Below are 14,827 nucleotides of genomic sequence, written 5' to 3' on the forward strand. Positions count from 1 at the left end.
AGGACATCACCATGCCCACGGATGCACACCCCGGCCCGCTGCGCGTACTCGTTCTCGGGGCTTCGCTGCGGGCCGGATCGACCAATGCCCGTCTGGCCTCCCTCGTGGGCCGCATGCTGTCCGCTGCCGACGCGTCCGTGGATGTCGCCAGGATGCGGGAATTCAGCATGCCGATGTACGACGGTGATGTGGAGGAGACGGAGGGGCTGCCGGACGGCGCGCTGGCACTGCGCGACCGGCTCGAATGGTGCGACGCCTTCGTGCTCTCCTCACCCGAGTACAACGCCTCCGTGCCAGGAGTGGTGAAGAACGCGATCGACTGGGTCTCACGGGTCCGGCCGCAGCCGTTCAAGACCAAGCATGCGCTGCTGGTCTCCGCCTCCCCGTCCATGGTCGGCGGCAACCGAGGGCTGTGGGCGCTGAGGGTTCCGCTGGAGCATCTCGGCACCCGCGTCTACCCGGACATGTTCAGTCTTGCCGCGGCCCACCAGGGCTTCACCGAGGACGGGCAGCTGACCGACTCCGGGCTGCAGCAGCGCCTGGAGGAGACCGTCACCGCGTTCCTCCGCCTCGTCGAGGCCGATGCGCACTACGTCTGTCTGCAGCGCCGTTGGTACGAGTTCCCGGGGGACCGCACCGGGGCCCCGGTCACCCAGCGGGCGGAGGACTGAGCGGGCGTCCGGCGGCGGCCCTGCCGCCCGGTGCCGGAACCGTCAGGGGCGGTAGCGGGCCTCGTTCCGCTACCGCCCCTGTCATGAACGGGGATGCTGTACCGGTGCGGCACCCGTGGGAACGAGCGCCGGAACGGCTGCCCCTAGGCGGAGGCAAGGCGAGCCCGGTGCCGAGCGGCCCGACGCCGCATGGCACGCCGCTCGTCCTCACTCATACCGCCCCAGACACCCGAGTCCTGACGGGATTCGAGCGCCCACTGGAGACACTGCCCCATCACCGGGCAGCGGCGGCAGACGGCCTTGGCCTCCTCGATCTGCAGAAGCGCGGGGCCGGTGTTGCCGACGGGAAAGAAAAGTTCCGGGTCCGCTTCGCGGCACACCGCGTCGTGACGCCAGTCCATGAATGCCTCCGTTCTCCGCGGCGGGGCGCGGTAGATGTCCAGTGCGGCGCGGCGTCGGGGCGGCCGGCTGCTCCTGCAGCCTCCTGGCCCGGACGCCTGCTGTCCTCGCGTGCCCGATCCTGCGCCCACAATGCGCAGCCGTCCCCAACGAACACATTCCTCCCCGAACCGATCACATTTCGGTCCGGCACGGCCACGACGGCGGACCGTGCCCGGGCACGCACCCGAACGGACCGAGGCCGGGGGGACCACGGCCAACGCGGCCTGCGACCAGGCACTTTGCACCTTGACTCCCGTGAACAGCCGTGAACTGATGGGGAACGCATACGACGGGGAGGGGCGCGACATGCTGGACGGGCTGAGCGAATACTGCACCGGGAAGCTGGCGGAACACGGGTGTCCGTCGGTCTCCGTCGCGGTGGCCGAGCGCGGCGAGGTGGTCCTCGCCGCGGCCCACGGTTCGGCCGATACCGCCACCGGCCGTCCGGCCACGCCGGACACGGTGTACGGGCTGGCTTCCGTCACCAAGTCGATGACCGCGACCGCCGTCTGCCATGCGGCCGACGAAGGACTCCTGGACCTGGACGCCCCCGTCCCGCTGCCGGGCGCCGACCGGTGGCCGGCCCCGAGTGTGCGCCAACTGCTCCAGCACCGGGGCGGCTTGGGGCCGTACTACGACTGGGACTACGGCGACGGCGAGCGGGTGCGCGACCCGGACCGCTACGCCGTGCCTTACCGCGCACCGGGTACCGGCTTCGGCTACGCCAACCTCGGCTACCGCCTCCTCGGCCGCCTCCTGGAGCAGGCCACCGGCCAGGACCTGGGCGCCTGCGTCCGCACACGCGTCTTCGAGCCGCTCGGGCTCACCGGCTGCCACCTCGGGCCGGTACCCCCGGGCCCGGCACCGTCGGCGCTCCGCTACACCTCCGACGGCCGTGCCTACCCCGATTACGACTGCGGCCACCCGGGCGCGACCCTCGGCTGGGCCCCGGCCGGTGAGCTGGCGCTGTTCGCCCAGTCGTACGACCGTCTGCTGAAGCCGGAGACCGCGGCGGCCGTACGGCACGCACTGCCGGTCAACGAGCATCTGGGATACGGACTCGGCTGGTGCCTGTCCTCGGGCGACGGTCCGCTGGTGCAGAGCCACGGCGGTGGCGGGCCCGGAGTGGCCGCGATGGCCGTCGCGGTACCCGAGCGGCGGCTCTCCGTCGCGGTGCTCACCAACTGCACGAACAAGGCGGCCCGCGACGCGATCCTCCAGTATGTGCTGGGCGAACTGGTCCCGGGCCACAGCGCCGAGTCGATCACACCCACCTTCACCGGCCCGCCGCGCCCGATGACGCTGCCGGAGGGCGAATGGACGGGCCGGATCAGCGCGCCCGAGCGGGACGTGCCGCTCACCCTCCGGGTGCTGCCGGGCCGGCAGATTGAACTCCGGCTGGCCGGCGCGAGCGCCACCGTCCCGGCGAGCGCCTCGGCGTCCTGGGACCTGCACGCCTCCTTCCCGTTGCAGCTCCCGACCGCGGACGCCCGGATCAACAGCCCGGAGCTGGGACTCGGCCTCCGGCTCGAAGCGGGCGCGCTGACCGGTGAGGCGCACGCCTACAAGAACGGCGATACCGAGGGCCGGCTCGGCAACTTCCTGAGCCACCCCTGCACCCTGGCCCCGGCCTGAGCGGCCGCCCCCGCAGGCGTCAACCACCGGCGGTGGCCGGGCAACCGGGCACGGTGCGCCCCGGAAGCCGCACCGGCCGCCCGTCAGGAAACAGGGGGAGGCGGGAACGCGCCGAGGGGACTACGGTCGACTCCTCGGCCGGCGCAAGTCGGCCGGGCAGCTCTGAGCAGGAGGTTGAGGCGGATGCTGGTTCTCGGTCGTTCGCAGGTCGAGGCGCTGCTCGACCTGGATGCGCTGATCGACGCCCTGGCGTCGGCGATGACGGATCTCAGCGCGGGCCGGGCGTCCGCCCCGGACCGCGTCGCCGCGCTGGTGCCGGAACGGGACGGCTTCCTGGCGGCCATGCCGGGCTTCGTTCCGTCGGCCGGGGTACTCATGAGCAAGCTGGTCTCCGTCTTCCCGCACAACGGCGGCACCCCCGTGCCGACCCACCAGGCACTGATCGTCGCCTTCGATCCGCACACCGGTGAGCCCACGGCGCTGTTGGACGGTACGGCGATCACCGCGGCGCGGACCGCCGCCGGCTCGGCGCTCTCGGCACGTCTGCTGGCCCGTGAGGACGCCTCGGTGCTGGCCGTTCTGGGCACCGGGGCGCAGGCCCGGTCGCATGCCGAAGCGATGTGCCGGGTGCGGCCGATCCGGCAGATCCGGGTGGCCGGCCGCGACCGGGCGAAGGCTACCGCCCTGGCCGACGAACTGTCCGCCGCACTCCAGGTACCCGTCGAGGCGGCAGCCACCTACGCCGAGGCGCTCGACGGCGCCGACATCGCCGCCGCGGCCACCCACGCCGTCGACCCCGTGATCCGCCGCTCCTGGCTGACACCGGGAGTGCATGTGACCTCGGTGGGCTTCAACCCGGACGGCCGGGAGGTCGACGATGCCACGGTCGCCGAAGCGCTGGTGTGCGTCGAGTCGCGGCAGGCCGCGCTGGCCCCGTTCCCCGCGGGCAGCAACGATCTGCTGGGCCCTCTCCGCGACGGCATCATCACGGAGGAACATGTGCACGCCGAGCTGGGCGAACTCCTCGCCGGCAGCGCACCGGGCCGCTCCTCGGACCAGCAGATCACCCTCTACAAGTCCGTCGGCGTGGCGGTGCAGGACGCCGCGGCCGCGGCCCTGGTCGTCGCGGCCGCCCGGGAGCGGTCGGTCGGGGCGGAGATCCGGCTGGACTGACGTGGTAAGAATCGCCGGCGGGCGGGCGGACTGCCCGCCGGCCGTGGCGAGTCGGGCCGGGGCAGGTGGGGCCGTAGCAGGTCGGGTGGGGACCGGTTCGGGCCGTGGCAAGTGCCGGGCACGGGTGCCCGGTTCAGCGCAGCAGCCAGGACAGATACCAGTCCCGGAAGTCGGGTCCGGGCCTGATGTGGTCCCAGGTCATGTCGTCGAACCAGATCTGCCCGGTGGACGGCCCGGTGACGACGAGCCGGACGAACTCCCCGCACCCCGACTCGGCGATGACCAGGGACCCCGCCACCCTCGCGCGCTCCGCCTCCTCGTCGAACCGCTCGGCAGGACTGCCCCGCCACTCCCCACGGAGCGGGAAGGGCGCCGCCAGAAAGCCCGGCCGCCGGTCCTGTTCCCGCAGATCGTCGACGGCGTCCTCGCTCTCGACGGGAAGGGGCTCGTCGAGCGGCAGCAGTCCGTACTGGGGACCGGCCCCGGAGCCGCCGACCCGGGCGAGGAACGCGCGGTAGGAATCGGGCAGCCGGACGGCGTACCGCTCCTCGAAGGCGCGGAGGGCCGCCTCCGGCAGGGGCGGGGTGAGCCGGTAGCGGTGTTCATCGGAGCCGAACCGGGTGAATTCCGGGTCCCGCAGCGCCAGTTCGCCGATCCGGGCCCGTACGGCCTCCGCATCCCAGCCCCCGGCCTGTCCCGCCGGAGGACCCGCGTCGCTCTTCATCTCTCGTCTCCTCCCGCGCGCCGGCTACGGGCGGGCGTCGAGACGGTGCTGCAGCGCACCCTTCGGACCGAACACATCCATCAAGTAGCCCTGCTTCAGCGAAAGGCCCTCCTTGCGCGTCAGGAAGCCGATGATCGAATCCTTCAGCTCGTCGAACCTGGCGCCGTCCTCATCAGGGTTGTGCGTCCACACGATCAGCAGGGGGACGCCGCCCGGGCCGGACTTCTGCTGAATCCCGTACACCTCGTGCGCCCCGCCGGACCGCCGGTAGCGGTCGGCCAGTTGGGCCGCGGCACCGGGCGCGAGGGTGGTGGTGGCCGTGGGCCCAGGGGTTTCGGAGGGGCGGCCGGACGGTGTGTCACGGTCCGCGGTGCAGGCGGACAGCAGAGTGAGGGCTCCGATACAGACCAGCGCCGCCGAGCGGGTTCTTCGCTTCATCGCAGCATTCTCCCCTGCCCGCCGAAGCGCGGCCGGGCCGGGGCCGACCCCGTCGCGCCGCTTCAGCGTCCGTACGTCCGGTGGCACAGCCGCAGCAGATCCGCCCGGACACGGCCGGCGGCCATCCGGCACACCACACCGGCATCGACCGTCGAGCGGGGCCGCGGCGGCCGCCGGTGCGCGCGCGGCGGCGCCTCCGCGTGGTGCCGCTGCCTCGGTGCCGTGCGTACCGGCACCGGACGTGGCCTCGACGCCACGGAGCGAGCGGGCTGCGGCACCGGCCGTCCCACGGGCCGCCGTTCCGCCCGGTTCCCCGGCGCGGCGTGCCGGGGAGCGGCATGCCTCTTCCGTGACGCCGCGGGCCGCTTCGTCTTCTTCCGTGCGGACACCACATCCACCAGCTGCTCACGCGGTGCCCCCTTGGTGGGCAGCAGCAGGGGCGAGGGGCGGGCCGGGGCGACGGTGCGGCCGCCCGGTGCCAGACCGGGGGCCTGCGGGGAGCCGCCGGCGGGAAGGGACACACAGCCGCCGGCGGCCAGGAGAACGGCCGCGGCGGCGACGAGGCGAAGGAGGAGAGGGCGCACGCCTTCACGGTGTCGGAGGCCCGTGAGCTGTCCAAACGACGCGCCGGACCTCCACGCGGACGAAGGACACATACGAACTCCCGTGGCACTCCGGAGCCGACGAGGGCGGGGTCCGGACGCGAGGGGCGGGCGGCTCCCCGGTGGCGGCTGCCGCCCCCCGGTCTCCCGCCCCGGTCTCCCGTCATCAGGGTCTCCCGCCCTGGTCTCCCGTCATGCCTCCCCGCTCATGCCTCCGCTCAGGCCTCCGCGGCGGCGAAGGTCCGCGTCATCTCCTCGGCCACGATCCGCGCGCCCGGCGCGAACCACCGTCTCCGGTGCCGGACGAGCTGCACAGGCACGGGCGGGGCCTCGGGGCCCTCCACCATGGTCAACCGGCCCTCACGAAGGTGGCGTTCGACCGTCACACGCGGGAGCAGCGTCAGCCCGAGACCGGCCGCGACGCACGACCGGGCGGCGTCGATACTGCCGAACCGGGTGATCCGCGGCCGGGCACCGGGCAGACCCAGCAGCGTCCGCACGAGCCGGTCACTGTACGAGCACCCCTCCTCGTGCACGAAGAAGCACTCCTGCGCCAGCTCGTCCCAGCCGGCCGCCCGCCCGGCGAGCGGATGACCGGGGGCCGCCACATACGCCAGCGGCTCGCTCGCGATCCTGCGGGCGAGCAGATCGTTCTCGGCGACCTCCGGCTCCAGCATCAGCGCGAGGTCGAGCCGGCCGGTGCGCAGGCCGTCCACCGCCTCGGCCGTGCTGACGGCGTGCAGCTGGACCTCCAGCTGAGGGTGCGCGCGCCGCAGGGCGGCGATCACGCCCGGCAGCCGTGCGGAGCACAGCGAATCACCCGCGCCGACGACCACCTGCCCCTCGGCCGTCCCGCCCTCGATGTCACACTGCCCGGCCGCGACCGCGGCCGTCGTACGGAGCCGGGCCACCGCGTCGAGTACGTCCTCGGCCTCCTCCAGCAGCCGCTGCCCGGCCCGGGTCGGCACCGTCCCCGACGGCATCCGGTCGAACAGCGGGGTCCCCAACTCCTTCTCCAGCGTGCGGATCTGGACGGTGACCGTGGACTGGGCGAGATGGAGGTCGCGGGCCGCGGCGGTGAAACTTCCCGCGCGGGCGAGGGTCACGAACGTACGCAGAAGTCTGGTGTCCACCCGTGGCACGCTATCGCAAGATCCGATGGGCAGGAACGAAATTCATCGTTGGACGCGATCAGACCCCGGTGTCATCGTGGGACCCATGACCTCACAGACGACGTCCCCCACCAGCTCGAACCCGCTCCCGCACACCGCCGAGAGCCCGGACATCCTCCAGAGCCCGGACACCCTCCCGAGCCCGGACAGCATCGAGGTGCTGCGCTACTCCGCCTTCACCGCCGACCCCGCAGGCGGCAACCCGGCCGGTGTGGTGCTCGACGCCGAGGGCCTCGACGAGGCGCGGATGCTCGCCGTGGCGGCGGAGGTCGGGTACTCGGAGACCGCGTTCGTCACGGCACATGACACGGCCGCACGCCGTTACCGGCTGCGGTACTTCAGCCCCCGCGCCGAAGTGGCGTTCTGCGGACACGCCACCATCGCCACGGCCGTCGCCCTCGCCTCCCGCAACGGAACCGGCGAGCTGCTGTTCGAGACGCCCGCCGGCGAGATCCGGGTGGGGACCAGCCTCGACGACGGGCTGGTCCGCGCGACGCTCACCAGCGTGCCGGCGCACTCCCACCCGGCCGGAGACACCCAGGTCGAGCCGGTGCTGCGCGCGCTCCGCTGGAGCCGCGACGATCTGGACACCGGCCTGCCGCCCCACGTCGCCTTCGCGGGCAACGACCACCTTGTCCTCGCGGTCCGCAGCCGGGAGCAACTGGCCGCTCTCGACTACGACTTCGACGCGCTGCACGCCCTCATGCGCCGGCACGGCTGGACCACCGTGCACCTCGTCCACCGCGAGGCCGCTGACCGCTTCGATTTCCACGCCCGTGATCCGTTCCCGGTCGGCGGCGTCGTGGAAGACCCGGCCACCGGCGCAGCGGCCGCGGCCTTCGGCGGCTATCTGCGTGCCCTGGGCCTGGTCACCGAGCCCCTGCGGGTGCACATCCGGCAGGGCGAGGACATGGGCCGCCCCAGCGACCTCTATGTCGACGTCCACCCCGATGACCCGCGGGTGCGGGTGACGGGACAGGCGGTGCCCCTCCCGGCGCCGTGACGGTGTGCCAGGGGCCAGGGGCCAGGGGCCAGGGGCCGGGGGCAGCTACAGGTGAGGCCGACCGCCGACCTCGGAGACCGGCGGTCGCCCATCGCCTCGCCCCCGACGAGACCTCAACGACCACCGCTCACATGGGAAGTGACCGCAGCTGCACCCCACCGGTCGGCCACTGAGCCCCGTCGCGCAGTGGTGTCCACATGATCTCCAACGGCATGACCGTGGTGGTGTCCGCGGGCTGCTCAACCACTACGTCCTCGCGAAGCTGCCGCCAGCCGAGCCTCTCGTACAGGGGGAGGAGATGCGGCAGGCAGAAGAGGAGGCCGTACTGCGGTCCGATCGTGCGGGCGTGCTCCAGGGCGGCGGTCATGACGATCCGGGCCAGTCCCTGTCCTCGCAGGTCGGGGGCGACGGCCACGCCGCCGAAGCCGACCGCCCGGGTCTCCAGGGAGCCGATCGACAGCGGAACAGTCACCAGACCGGTGTGCGCCACGAGTCGGCCGTCCAGCTTGACTCCGAAGTGTTCGTCCTTGTCCAGCCAGGTCAGCCCGGCCCAGGAGACTCCGAAGGGGTCCGGGCCGTCCCCGAGGATCTCGCTCAGTTCCGTCCTCGTGTACCGCGTCAGCCGGATCACGGCCGGTGTTGTGGAAGGCAGGTGTGCTGTCATTCCTCGCATCATGCTGCCCCCACCGGCCGTTGGCAATGATCTCCTTGCTCCACCGACTACTTCACCGACTACTGCACCGATTACTCACCGACCTGGGGTAATCGCCCAGGTCACCGGGCCGTGGGGGGCGACTTTCGGCCTGGTCCGGCACGGCCCGTTCGCGCCTAGAGTCCGAGGTCCGGGCCGAAGACCTCATAGTGGATCGCCGCGGAAGGCACGCCGGCTTCCAGTAGTTGGGCCCGTACGGCCTTCATGAACGGCACCGGTCCGCACAGATACGCGGTGGTGCCGGACGGGATGGTGAGCTGCGTCAGATCCATCAGTCCGGTGCGCACGGTCACCGCGTCCTCCGCACCGCCCGGTGCCCGCTCCGCGCCCTCCTCCTCGTCCCGGGCTCCCTCCTCGTACCAGAGTTCCGCCGTGGCGTCGGCGAGCTTGCCGGTGAGCCGGCGGAGATCCGTACGGAACGGGTGCGTGGCGGGCGAGCGGTCGGCGTGCGCGGTGATGATCCGGCGCCGGGAGCCGGTGGCGGCGAGGTGAGCGAGCATGCCGGCCATCGGGGTACAGCCGATGCCCGCCGACGCGAAGAGCAGGGGCCCGTCGCCGTCGGACAGCACCACCTCACCGAACGGCGGGCTCACGTACAGGATTTCGCCGCCGTGCACCTGTGTGTGCAGATACTGGGACACCTCGCCCGCGGGCGCGTCGCCCGGGCCGCCGGGCCGACGGCCGGCCGCCACCCGCTTCACGGAGATCTGCAGCCCGCCGTCCGGCTGCCCCGACAGGCTGTACTGACGTATCTGCCGTGCGCCGTCGGGGAGTTGGACCTGTACGGAGACGTACTGGCCGGGCCGGGACGCCGGGACGGGAGCGCCGTCGGCGGGCCGCAGGAGGAAGGTCGCCACCTCGTCGGTCTCCTCGATCCGGCCGGCCACCCGATAGGGACGCCATCCCGCGCCGTCCCGCACGCCCGCTTCCCTCAAGAGCCGCTTCTCGACGGCGATCAGGGCGTGCGCCATCAGCCAGTACACCTCGTCCCAGGCCCGCACCACCTCGTCGGTCACCGCATCGCCGAGTACGTCGGCGATGGCCGCGAAGAGGTGCTCCCGCACGATCGGGTACTGGTCCTCACGGACCCCGAGAGAGGCGTGCTTGTGCGCGATCCGCGCGAGCATGCCGTCCGGCCGGTCGTCCGGGTGGTCGAGGAGATGCCGCGCGAAGGCGGCGATGGACCCGGCGAGGGCCTGCCGCTGACTGCCGTTGGCCTGGTTGCCACGGTTGAAGAGGTCGCGCAGCAGCTCGGGGTGGGCGGCGAAGAGCTTCTCGTAGAAGAGCGTCGTGATCTCGCCGATGGCTCCGCTGACGGCGGGGAGGGTGGCACGTACGGTCTCGGCGGACTTCGGCGACAGCATCGACAACTCCGGACTCTCGAAGGGTGGGGGAGGTTAACTTGCATCTAGGATGCGTATTTTCAACCGCGAAAAAGCTGAGGGGTGCGGTGAGGTCTGAGGGGGGTGCGGGAAGGACTGAGGGGCCTTGGTGTGGCGGTCCCTTCGCGCCCAGGCGTGACAGGGTCGGCCGGGCGCGCTCAGCCCGTGGGTGGTGCGGGGGTCAGGCTGAGCAGCAGCGGCCCGGTCGGTGGGTCGACCAGGTCGGCAACGGAGAGCGGATCGAGCGAGGCGTAGAACGCTTCCTGTGCCGCCCGTAGCGCGCCGCGCAGCCGGCAGCCGCCACGCAGTGGACACGGTGGATCGTCCTCGCACCCCACGACGTCATCGACCCCCTCCAGCTCACGCACCAGCCGCCCGAGCGACCCCGTGCGCCCCGCGGCCGTCAGCGTCAGCCCGCCGCCACGTCCGCGCCGCGCTTCGACGGCGCCGAGGTGTTGGAGCTTGCTGACCACCTTGGCCGCATGGGTGTACGGCACCTCGACGGCGCTCGCCACCTCCCGGGTGGTGGGCGCGTCACCCGCATCGCCGAGCACCGCGAGGCGCATGGCGATACGGAGGGCGATGTCGGTGCTTTTGGTCAGTCGCACAGCAGCACTCTATAGAAGTGGCATTCAAGATGCCAATTTAAGTCCCGAAGGCGGCTGCCTTGTCGTCCCTGGGCGCTGTTGGGGGCGGGCAGGGGGCCAGTGGGCAGTGGCCAGTGGCCAGTGGGCGTAGGGCGGTGGATGCGGGACAGGGGCAGGCTGCGAGGCGGTGGGTAAGTGCGAGCAGCTGTGGCAGTTTCAGCACGCGGTCGCCGAAGCCCGGCAGCGGAACGTGCAAGGGGGCGGTCCAGCGGGCGGGTATCGCGTCCAGGCCGTAGTAGGCGCCCGCGAGGCCACCGGTGACCGCGGCGACCGTGTCTGTGTCACCGCCGAGGTCGATCGCCGCGCGGACCGCTTCCTCATAGCCGGCGGTGGTGCGCAGGGCCCATACGGCGGAGCCCAGGCATGGCCAGACGGCCCCGTTGAATTCGGTGGCCTGGCCGGGGTGCCAGTCGGGTGCGAGGACCGTGGCATAGCGCGGGCGGTGGTCGGGGTGGACGAGCGTCAGGACATCGGGGAGAACGGTGAGCGGATCGCCGCCTTCCAGTGTGGCCCGGAGGAGTTCGTGGAAGAGGGCGGTGCCTTCCCAGGCCGCCCGGTCGCCATGGGTGAGGGCGGCGATACGGCGGGCGGCGTCCATGGTGGCGCGCTGTCCGTCGCGGGCGAAGTAGACGGCGGACGTGGCTGCCCGCATCAAGGAGCCGTTGCCCGCGGCCCGTTGACTGACCTGGAAGTGGTGGGCGGCAGCCGTGTCCCAGGGCGCGCCGTTGGTCAGGACGTCTTCGGTCTGCAGGCCGATGTCCTTGGGTCCGGAGGCCGCCCACTGCTGGAACCGGCGGAAGATGTCCGGCAGGTCCAGTCCGTCCCGCTCCAGCAGCGACTCGGCGACCATGACGGCCATCTGTGTGTCGTCCGTGGCCTCGCCGGGGTCCCAGCCGCCGCCACCGCACATCTCCTCGGCCGCACCAGGAGCAGGGAACCGCGCGGAGAAGGCGCCTGCCGGACCGAACTCGAAGGGCGCTCCCAGGGCGTCGCCCACCGCCGAGCCGATGACCGCGCCCGCCGTCCGCTCCGCCCACTGCATCTGCCGCATTCCCTCAGGCTATCGGGGGGACGGAACGGCCCTCCGCTCGGGCCGCTCGGGCAGTCACGCTCACCCACCCCGCTGCTCAGTGCTGCCCGGCCGCCTGTTGTTGGAGGTAGGCCGCGACGTCGGACACATCGTTGGCGATGGTCAGCACGCCGTTGATGTCGGCGGTGGGGGTGGCGGCGCCGTTCACTCCGGCGAAGAAGACGTCGTAGTGACCCTTGCGGGTCTCCAGATAGCCGGCCGTGGTTTCGGCGCCCACGGCCAGCCGGTCGTTGAGGAGGTCGCCGCCCGCCGCGGTGCCCGTCTTGGCGAAGACCTTGCCGCGTGAGGGGCAGCTGCGGCAGGAGTCCGCCAGGGTCCCGTCGACGCCCAGGATCGGCAGCGAGGTACGGAAGCGCTGTGCCTCGGGGGTGCGCTGCCAGTACGTCAGGATCTGCGCCAGGGCCTGCGGGGTGGTCCGGTCGGCCGGGTTGCCGCCGCGGCCGTCGGCGAGTTGTACGGCCTTGCGGTCCACTTTGGCACGCTCCAGGAACGTGGCGAGTACGGGGAATCCGGCCTCGCAGTCGGTGCTTCCCTTGCTGGTGGCCATCAGACACATCCCCAGGTTCGCCCCGAGGTTGTGGCTCACCTTGAGGATGAGCTTGGCGTACTGGGCGTACGAGGGGGAGGTGTAGCGGGCCACGATGGGGGCGCCCTGGTAGGAGCGCGGCAACTGGCGGGCGCGGTTGGGGCCGACGGCCTTCGCGCGGACCTCGACCCCGGCCCGCTTCAGTGCCTCGATCAGGGCGGTGCGGCCGAAGGCGTTCGGGTCCTTGATGGCGGCCACCCGCAGGACGGGGGCCGAGCCGGCGGCGATGGTGCCGGACAGCTGGATGCGGGTGCCGTCGGCGGAGCTGCTCACGTTGATGTCGGACGCTGTGCCCGCCGCGACCGTGCGGACGGAGGATGTGACGTGGTAGGGCGCGACCTTCGGGCGCCAGTCCAGCCCGGCGGGGGCACCCGGTCCGGCGCCGGGGGTGCTGAGCAGATCGATCACGTTGTCATTGATGATCAGCGGTGTGGGGACCGGATTGAGGGCGGGGTCCAGTTGGAACAGGCGCGCGTCGATGACCACATCGCCGTCGACCCGGCGGATCCCCGACTGACGTACCTGCCGTGCCAGCTGGTCGATGCCGGCCAGCGGGTCCTGCGGGGTGAGGGTGGCCCCCGGGACGTCATTGGCGTAGGTGTGGTCGATGGCGGTGAACGCGACGGTGCCGTCCTTGCGCGTTCTGCCGCCGAGGGTCAGATCACCCTGCGCGACCAGGTCCAGATCGCCCTTGAGCGTCGCGTTCCGGCGCTGTCCGACGGCGTGGACCGGCGTGACGAAGTGATGGTCGCCGCCCAGGGTGTGCCAGGTCCCGCTGACGCTGAACAGTTTGGCCGCCGAACCGGGGATGAAGAACTGGCCGGCGTAGCGGGACTGGGTCACCTTGCCGGTCTGTGGATCCTGCTGGAAAAGCCCCCACTGGGCATGCCGGTAGTCCGGCTTCCGCATGATCGAAGCGATCCGCGGATCGAGCTCACGGCGCGGGGCGGACGGCGCCGCCTGGATGAGGCCGATGAGGACGACGCCGACGGCCAGCAGCACGCCCAGGCTGCCGGCGATACGCCGTCGGGCCGGCCGCGGTGTGACGGAGAGGGGCATACAGACTCCACCAATGGTGTTGTTCTGCCGCATATCTGCCGATATGCAACGCACTGACGGTACTGCGCACCACCACCGCGGGGACGCAGCACGTCGGCCCGGGTCCCCCGGACGCCCCAGCGCTCCGGTCCGGACGGCAGACGCGGGACGCCGCCGACGCTCCGCCACCACCCACCTGTCACGTCCCACCTGTCACGTCCCACCCGGGGCACGACCCACCCGTCACGACCCACCCGTCACGTCCTCACTCAAGGACGACCGTGACTCGGGAGCGCTCCAGGGTCTGTACGACCTCCTCGAAGTAGGAGAGCCCTTCCTCCGGGTCGTACACGACATCCGCCAGTGCCCGGCGGGCGGTGCCGGCGTCGTGCCAGATCAGGGTGAAGGGCGGCGCCACACCGAACCCGCCGCACAGGCAGTCCCGGAACGCGTCCCACCCCCACCCGAAGTACCCTCCGGGACCGGTGAGCGCCTCGCCCAACGCGCAGTGCAGGCCGGGCACGTCCGTGATGTACCGGCCGTCGAGGTGGTGGACACCGCCCGAGCGGTCGGGGTACCGGGCCCTCGTGGCCTGGAGAGTGAGCCTGAGCCACTCAGCCCTGCCCTGCGAGGCATAGGGCGCCCACTGGTTGGGGGCCGTCGGGAAACCCTGGTACCAGGATTCCCAGACCGTACGGGTGGCCGGCGAGGGGCGGTTGTCGCCCCCGTCGGTGAGGGTGATGTCGATCAGCGCGCCCCCGAGCACGGACGGCCGCGCCCCGTCGATGCCCAGGCCGACAAAATGGCGCGCCATGGTCCGGCCGGTGCGGTCCAGGGTCCACAGCTCGGCCCCGGCCCGCTCCCACCGGCTCGGCCTGCGCAGCACGGAGAGCAGCGGTTCCGTGGGTTCGCAGCCGATGAGCTCCATGGGGGTCTTGGCCGGATCCTGACGTGGTGTGAACAGGCCGTCCACCGCGAGGCAGTGGCCCGCGGTGGCGTTCATGCCGGTGAACAGCTCGAACCGCGGCGACGCGGGCGGTGTGCGGACACCGCCCTCCAGCTTCTTGACGCCGGCCCCCATCACGACGTCCACCAGGGAAGGGTCGGTCCGGCAGGGGTGCTGGGCAAGGACGACGGCGTCGACGAGCTCCCACCACCCCACCGGCTGGGTGCCGTCCGAGACCTCTATCAGCATGTCGCCGAGGAGACCTGTCGCCGCTTCCGGCCGGATCATGGCGTCGCGCGACGAGCCCGCGGGGGCGTAGCCGCGCAGGGTCAGGACCTCCCGCGGTAGCGGCACCGGGTCCACGAACAGCCCCTCCACCGCCGCGCACCGGGCCCACAGCTCCTCCTCGCCGTCCTCGGCCTCCTCGTCCTCCCGCACCAGCAGGTACTTCACCGGAAAACTCCGGTCCCATACGGCATGGTCCTTGCTCTGCACTCCGCCCCCGGTTTCTTCAGATGTCCCCGCCAACAGCCCCACATTAGGGAGCCGTTGGCGTGGCACGGCGAC

General features: G+C 72.1%; 15 protein-coding genes. 4 read left to right on the top strand and 11 right to left on the bottom strand.

Features of this window, described 5'->3' with window-relative positions; genetic code table 11:
• The first annotated feature begins 11 nt into the window (after positions 1-11).
• Positions 12-671, top strand: a complete 660-nt coding sequence (locus NUT86_RS38870; protein ID WP_018091551.1) for an NADPH-dependent FMN reductase — start codon at positions 12-14, stop codon at positions 669-671.
• A 143-nt stretch (positions 672-814) separates the two neighbouring features.
• On the opposite strand, the gene NUT86_RS38875 is transcribed toward NUT86_RS38870, so the two are convergent.
• A complete protein-coding gene (locus NUT86_RS38875; protein ID WP_018091550.1) occupies positions 815-1,072 on the bottom strand; it encodes a WhiB family transcriptional regulator in 258 nt (85 codons plus the stop codon).
• Positions 1,073-1,367: 295 nt separating this feature from the next.
• On the opposite strand from NUT86_RS38875, the gene NUT86_RS38880 reads away from it, so the two are divergent.
• Entirely contained in the window at positions 1,368-2,747 is a 1,380-nt protein-coding gene (locus NUT86_RS38880) for a serine hydrolase domain-containing protein (RefSeq protein WP_274740113.1), read from the top strand.
• Between the two features lie 183 nt (positions 2,748-2,930).
• Complete coding sequence (locus NUT86_RS38885; RefSeq protein WP_274740115.1) at positions 2,931-3,920, top strand: ornithine cyclodeaminase family protein; 990 nt, start codon at positions 2,931-2,933, stop codon at positions 3,918-3,920.
• 133 nt (positions 3,921-4,053) lie between these two features.
• Here the strand turns inward: NUT86_RS38885 and NUT86_RS38890 are convergent, their stop codons facing one another.
• The 4 genes from NUT86_RS38890 to NUT86_RS38905 all read right to left on the bottom strand — a co-directional run bounded on the left by NUT86_RS38890 (position 4,054) and on the right by NUT86_RS38905 (position 6,817).
• A complete protein-coding gene (locus NUT86_RS38890; RefSeq protein WP_274740116.1) occupies positions 4,054-4,644 on the bottom strand; it encodes an SMI1/KNR4 family protein in 591 nt (196 codons plus the stop codon).
• 24 nt (positions 4,645-4,668) lie between these two features.
• Positions 4,669-5,082, bottom strand: a complete 414-nt coding sequence (locus tag NUT86_RS38895) for a hypothetical protein (protein ID WP_274740118.1) — start codon at positions 5,080-5,082, stop codon at positions 4,669-4,671.
• A 62-nt stretch (positions 5,083-5,144) separates the two neighbouring features.
• Positions 5,145-5,666 carry a hypothetical protein gene (locus NUT86_RS38900; protein WP_274740119.1) on the bottom strand — a complete coding sequence of 174 codons (522 nt, stop codon included), beginning with the start codon at positions 5,664-5,666 and terminating at the stop codon, positions 5,145-5,147.
• A gap of 236 nt (positions 5,667-5,902) precedes the next feature.
• The gene (locus NUT86_RS38905; RefSeq protein WP_274740121.1) at positions 5,903-6,817 is read right to left on the bottom strand and encodes a LysR family transcriptional regulator; all 915 of its coding nucleotides are present in this window, start codon (positions 6,815-6,817) and stop codon (positions 5,903-5,905) included.
• Between the two features lie 85 nt (positions 6,818-6,902).
• Here NUT86_RS38905 and NUT86_RS38910 point away from each other — a divergent pair, with 85 nt between their 5' ends.
• Positions 6,903-7,859, top strand: a complete 957-nt coding sequence (locus tag NUT86_RS38910) for a PhzF family phenazine biosynthesis protein (protein WP_274740123.1) — start codon at positions 6,903-6,905, stop codon at positions 7,857-7,859.
• A 127-nt stretch (positions 7,860-7,986) separates the two neighbouring features.
• On the opposite strand, the gene NUT86_RS38915 is transcribed toward NUT86_RS38910, so the two are convergent.
• The 6 genes from NUT86_RS38915 to NUT86_RS38940 form a co-directional block, all read right to left on the bottom strand.
• The gene (locus NUT86_RS38915; protein ID WP_274740125.1) at positions 7,987-8,523 is read right to left on the bottom strand and encodes a GNAT family N-acetyltransferase; all 537 of its coding nucleotides are present in this window, start codon (positions 8,521-8,523) and stop codon (positions 7,987-7,989) included.
• Between the two features lie 164 nt (positions 8,524-8,687).
• On the bottom strand, positions 8,688-9,935 hold the full coding sequence (locus NUT86_RS38920; protein WP_274740127.1) for a globin domain-containing protein: 1,248 nt from the start codon (positions 9,933-9,935) through the stop codon (positions 8,688-8,690).
• Between the two features lie 176 nt (positions 9,936-10,111).
• Complete coding sequence (locus tag NUT86_RS38925; RefSeq protein WP_148592683.1) at positions 10,112-10,561, bottom strand: RrF2 family transcriptional regulator; 450 nt, start codon at positions 10,559-10,561, stop codon at positions 10,112-10,114.
• Between the two features lie 37 nt (positions 10,562-10,598).
• Positions 10,599-11,642, bottom strand: coding sequence for an ADP-ribosylglycohydrolase family protein (locus tag NUT86_RS38930; RefSeq protein ID WP_274740748.1), 1,044 nt, complete (start codon positions 11,640-11,642; stop codon positions 10,599-10,601).
• A gap of 85 nt (positions 11,643-11,727) precedes the next feature.
• Positions 11,728-13,335 carry a D-alanyl-D-alanine carboxypeptidase/D-alanyl-D-alanine endopeptidase gene (gene dacB / locus NUT86_RS38935; protein ID WP_274740131.1) on the bottom strand — a complete coding sequence of 536 codons (1,608 nt, stop codon included), beginning with the start codon at positions 13,333-13,335 and terminating at the stop codon, positions 11,728-11,730.
• A gap of 244 nt (positions 13,336-13,579) precedes the next feature.
• A complete protein-coding gene (locus NUT86_RS38940) occupies positions 13,580-14,755 on the bottom strand; it encodes a barstar family protein (protein ID WP_274740132.1) in 1,176 nt (391 codons plus the stop codon).
• Positions 14,756-14,827: the final 72 nt, after the last annotated feature.

Origin of the sequence: Streptomyces sp. G7(2002), from assembly GCF_028870195.1 — a bacterium.
In the GTDB taxonomy this organism is placed as follows: Bacteria; Actinomycetota; Actinomycetes; order Streptomycetales; family Streptomycetaceae; genus Streptomyces; species Streptomyces nigrescens.

What these genes read in the sequence shown, in the direction of transcription:
- NUT86_RS38915 (WP_274740125.1), bottom strand. Translation starts at nt 8,523, where the DNA reads ATGACAGCACACCTGCCTTCCACAACACCGGCCGTGATCCGGCTGACG.
- NUT86_RS38910 (WP_274740123.1), top strand. Translation starts at nt 6,903, where the DNA reads ATGACCTCACAGACGACGTCCCCCACCAGCTCGAACCCGCTCCCGCAC.
- NUT86_RS38920 (WP_274740127.1), bottom strand. Translation starts at nt 9,935, where the DNA reads ATGCTGTCGCCGAAGTCCGCCGAGACCGTACGTGCCACCCTCCCCGCC.
- NUT86_RS38930 (WP_274740748.1), bottom strand. Translation starts at nt 11,642, where the DNA reads ATGCAGTGGGCGGAGCGGACGGCGGGCGCGGTCATCGGCTCGGCGGTG.
- NUT86_RS38885 (WP_274740115.1), top strand. Translation starts at nt 2,931, where the DNA reads ATGCTGGTTCTCGGTCGTTCGCAGGTCGAGGCGCTGCTCGACCTGGAT.
- NUT86_RS38875 (WP_018091550.1), bottom strand. Translation starts at nt 1,072, where the DNA reads ATGGACTGGCGTCACGACGCGGTGTGCCGCGAAGCGGACCCGGAACTT.
- dacB (WP_274740131.1), bottom strand. Translation starts at nt 13,335, where the DNA reads ATGCCCCTCTCCGTCACACCGCGGCCGGCCCGACGGCGTATCGCCGGC.
- NUT86_RS38870 (WP_018091551.1), top strand. Translation starts at nt 12, where the DNA reads ATGCCCACGGATGCACACCCCGGCCCGCTGCGCGTACTCGTTCTCGGG.
- NUT86_RS38895 (WP_274740118.1), bottom strand. Translation starts at nt 5,082, where the DNA reads ATGAAGCGAAGAACCCGCTCGGCGGCGCTGGTCTGTATCGGAGCCCTC.
- NUT86_RS38890 (WP_274740116.1), bottom strand. Translation starts at nt 4,644, where the DNA reads ATGAAGAGCGACGCGGGTCCTCCGGCGGGACAGGCCGGGGGCTGGGAT.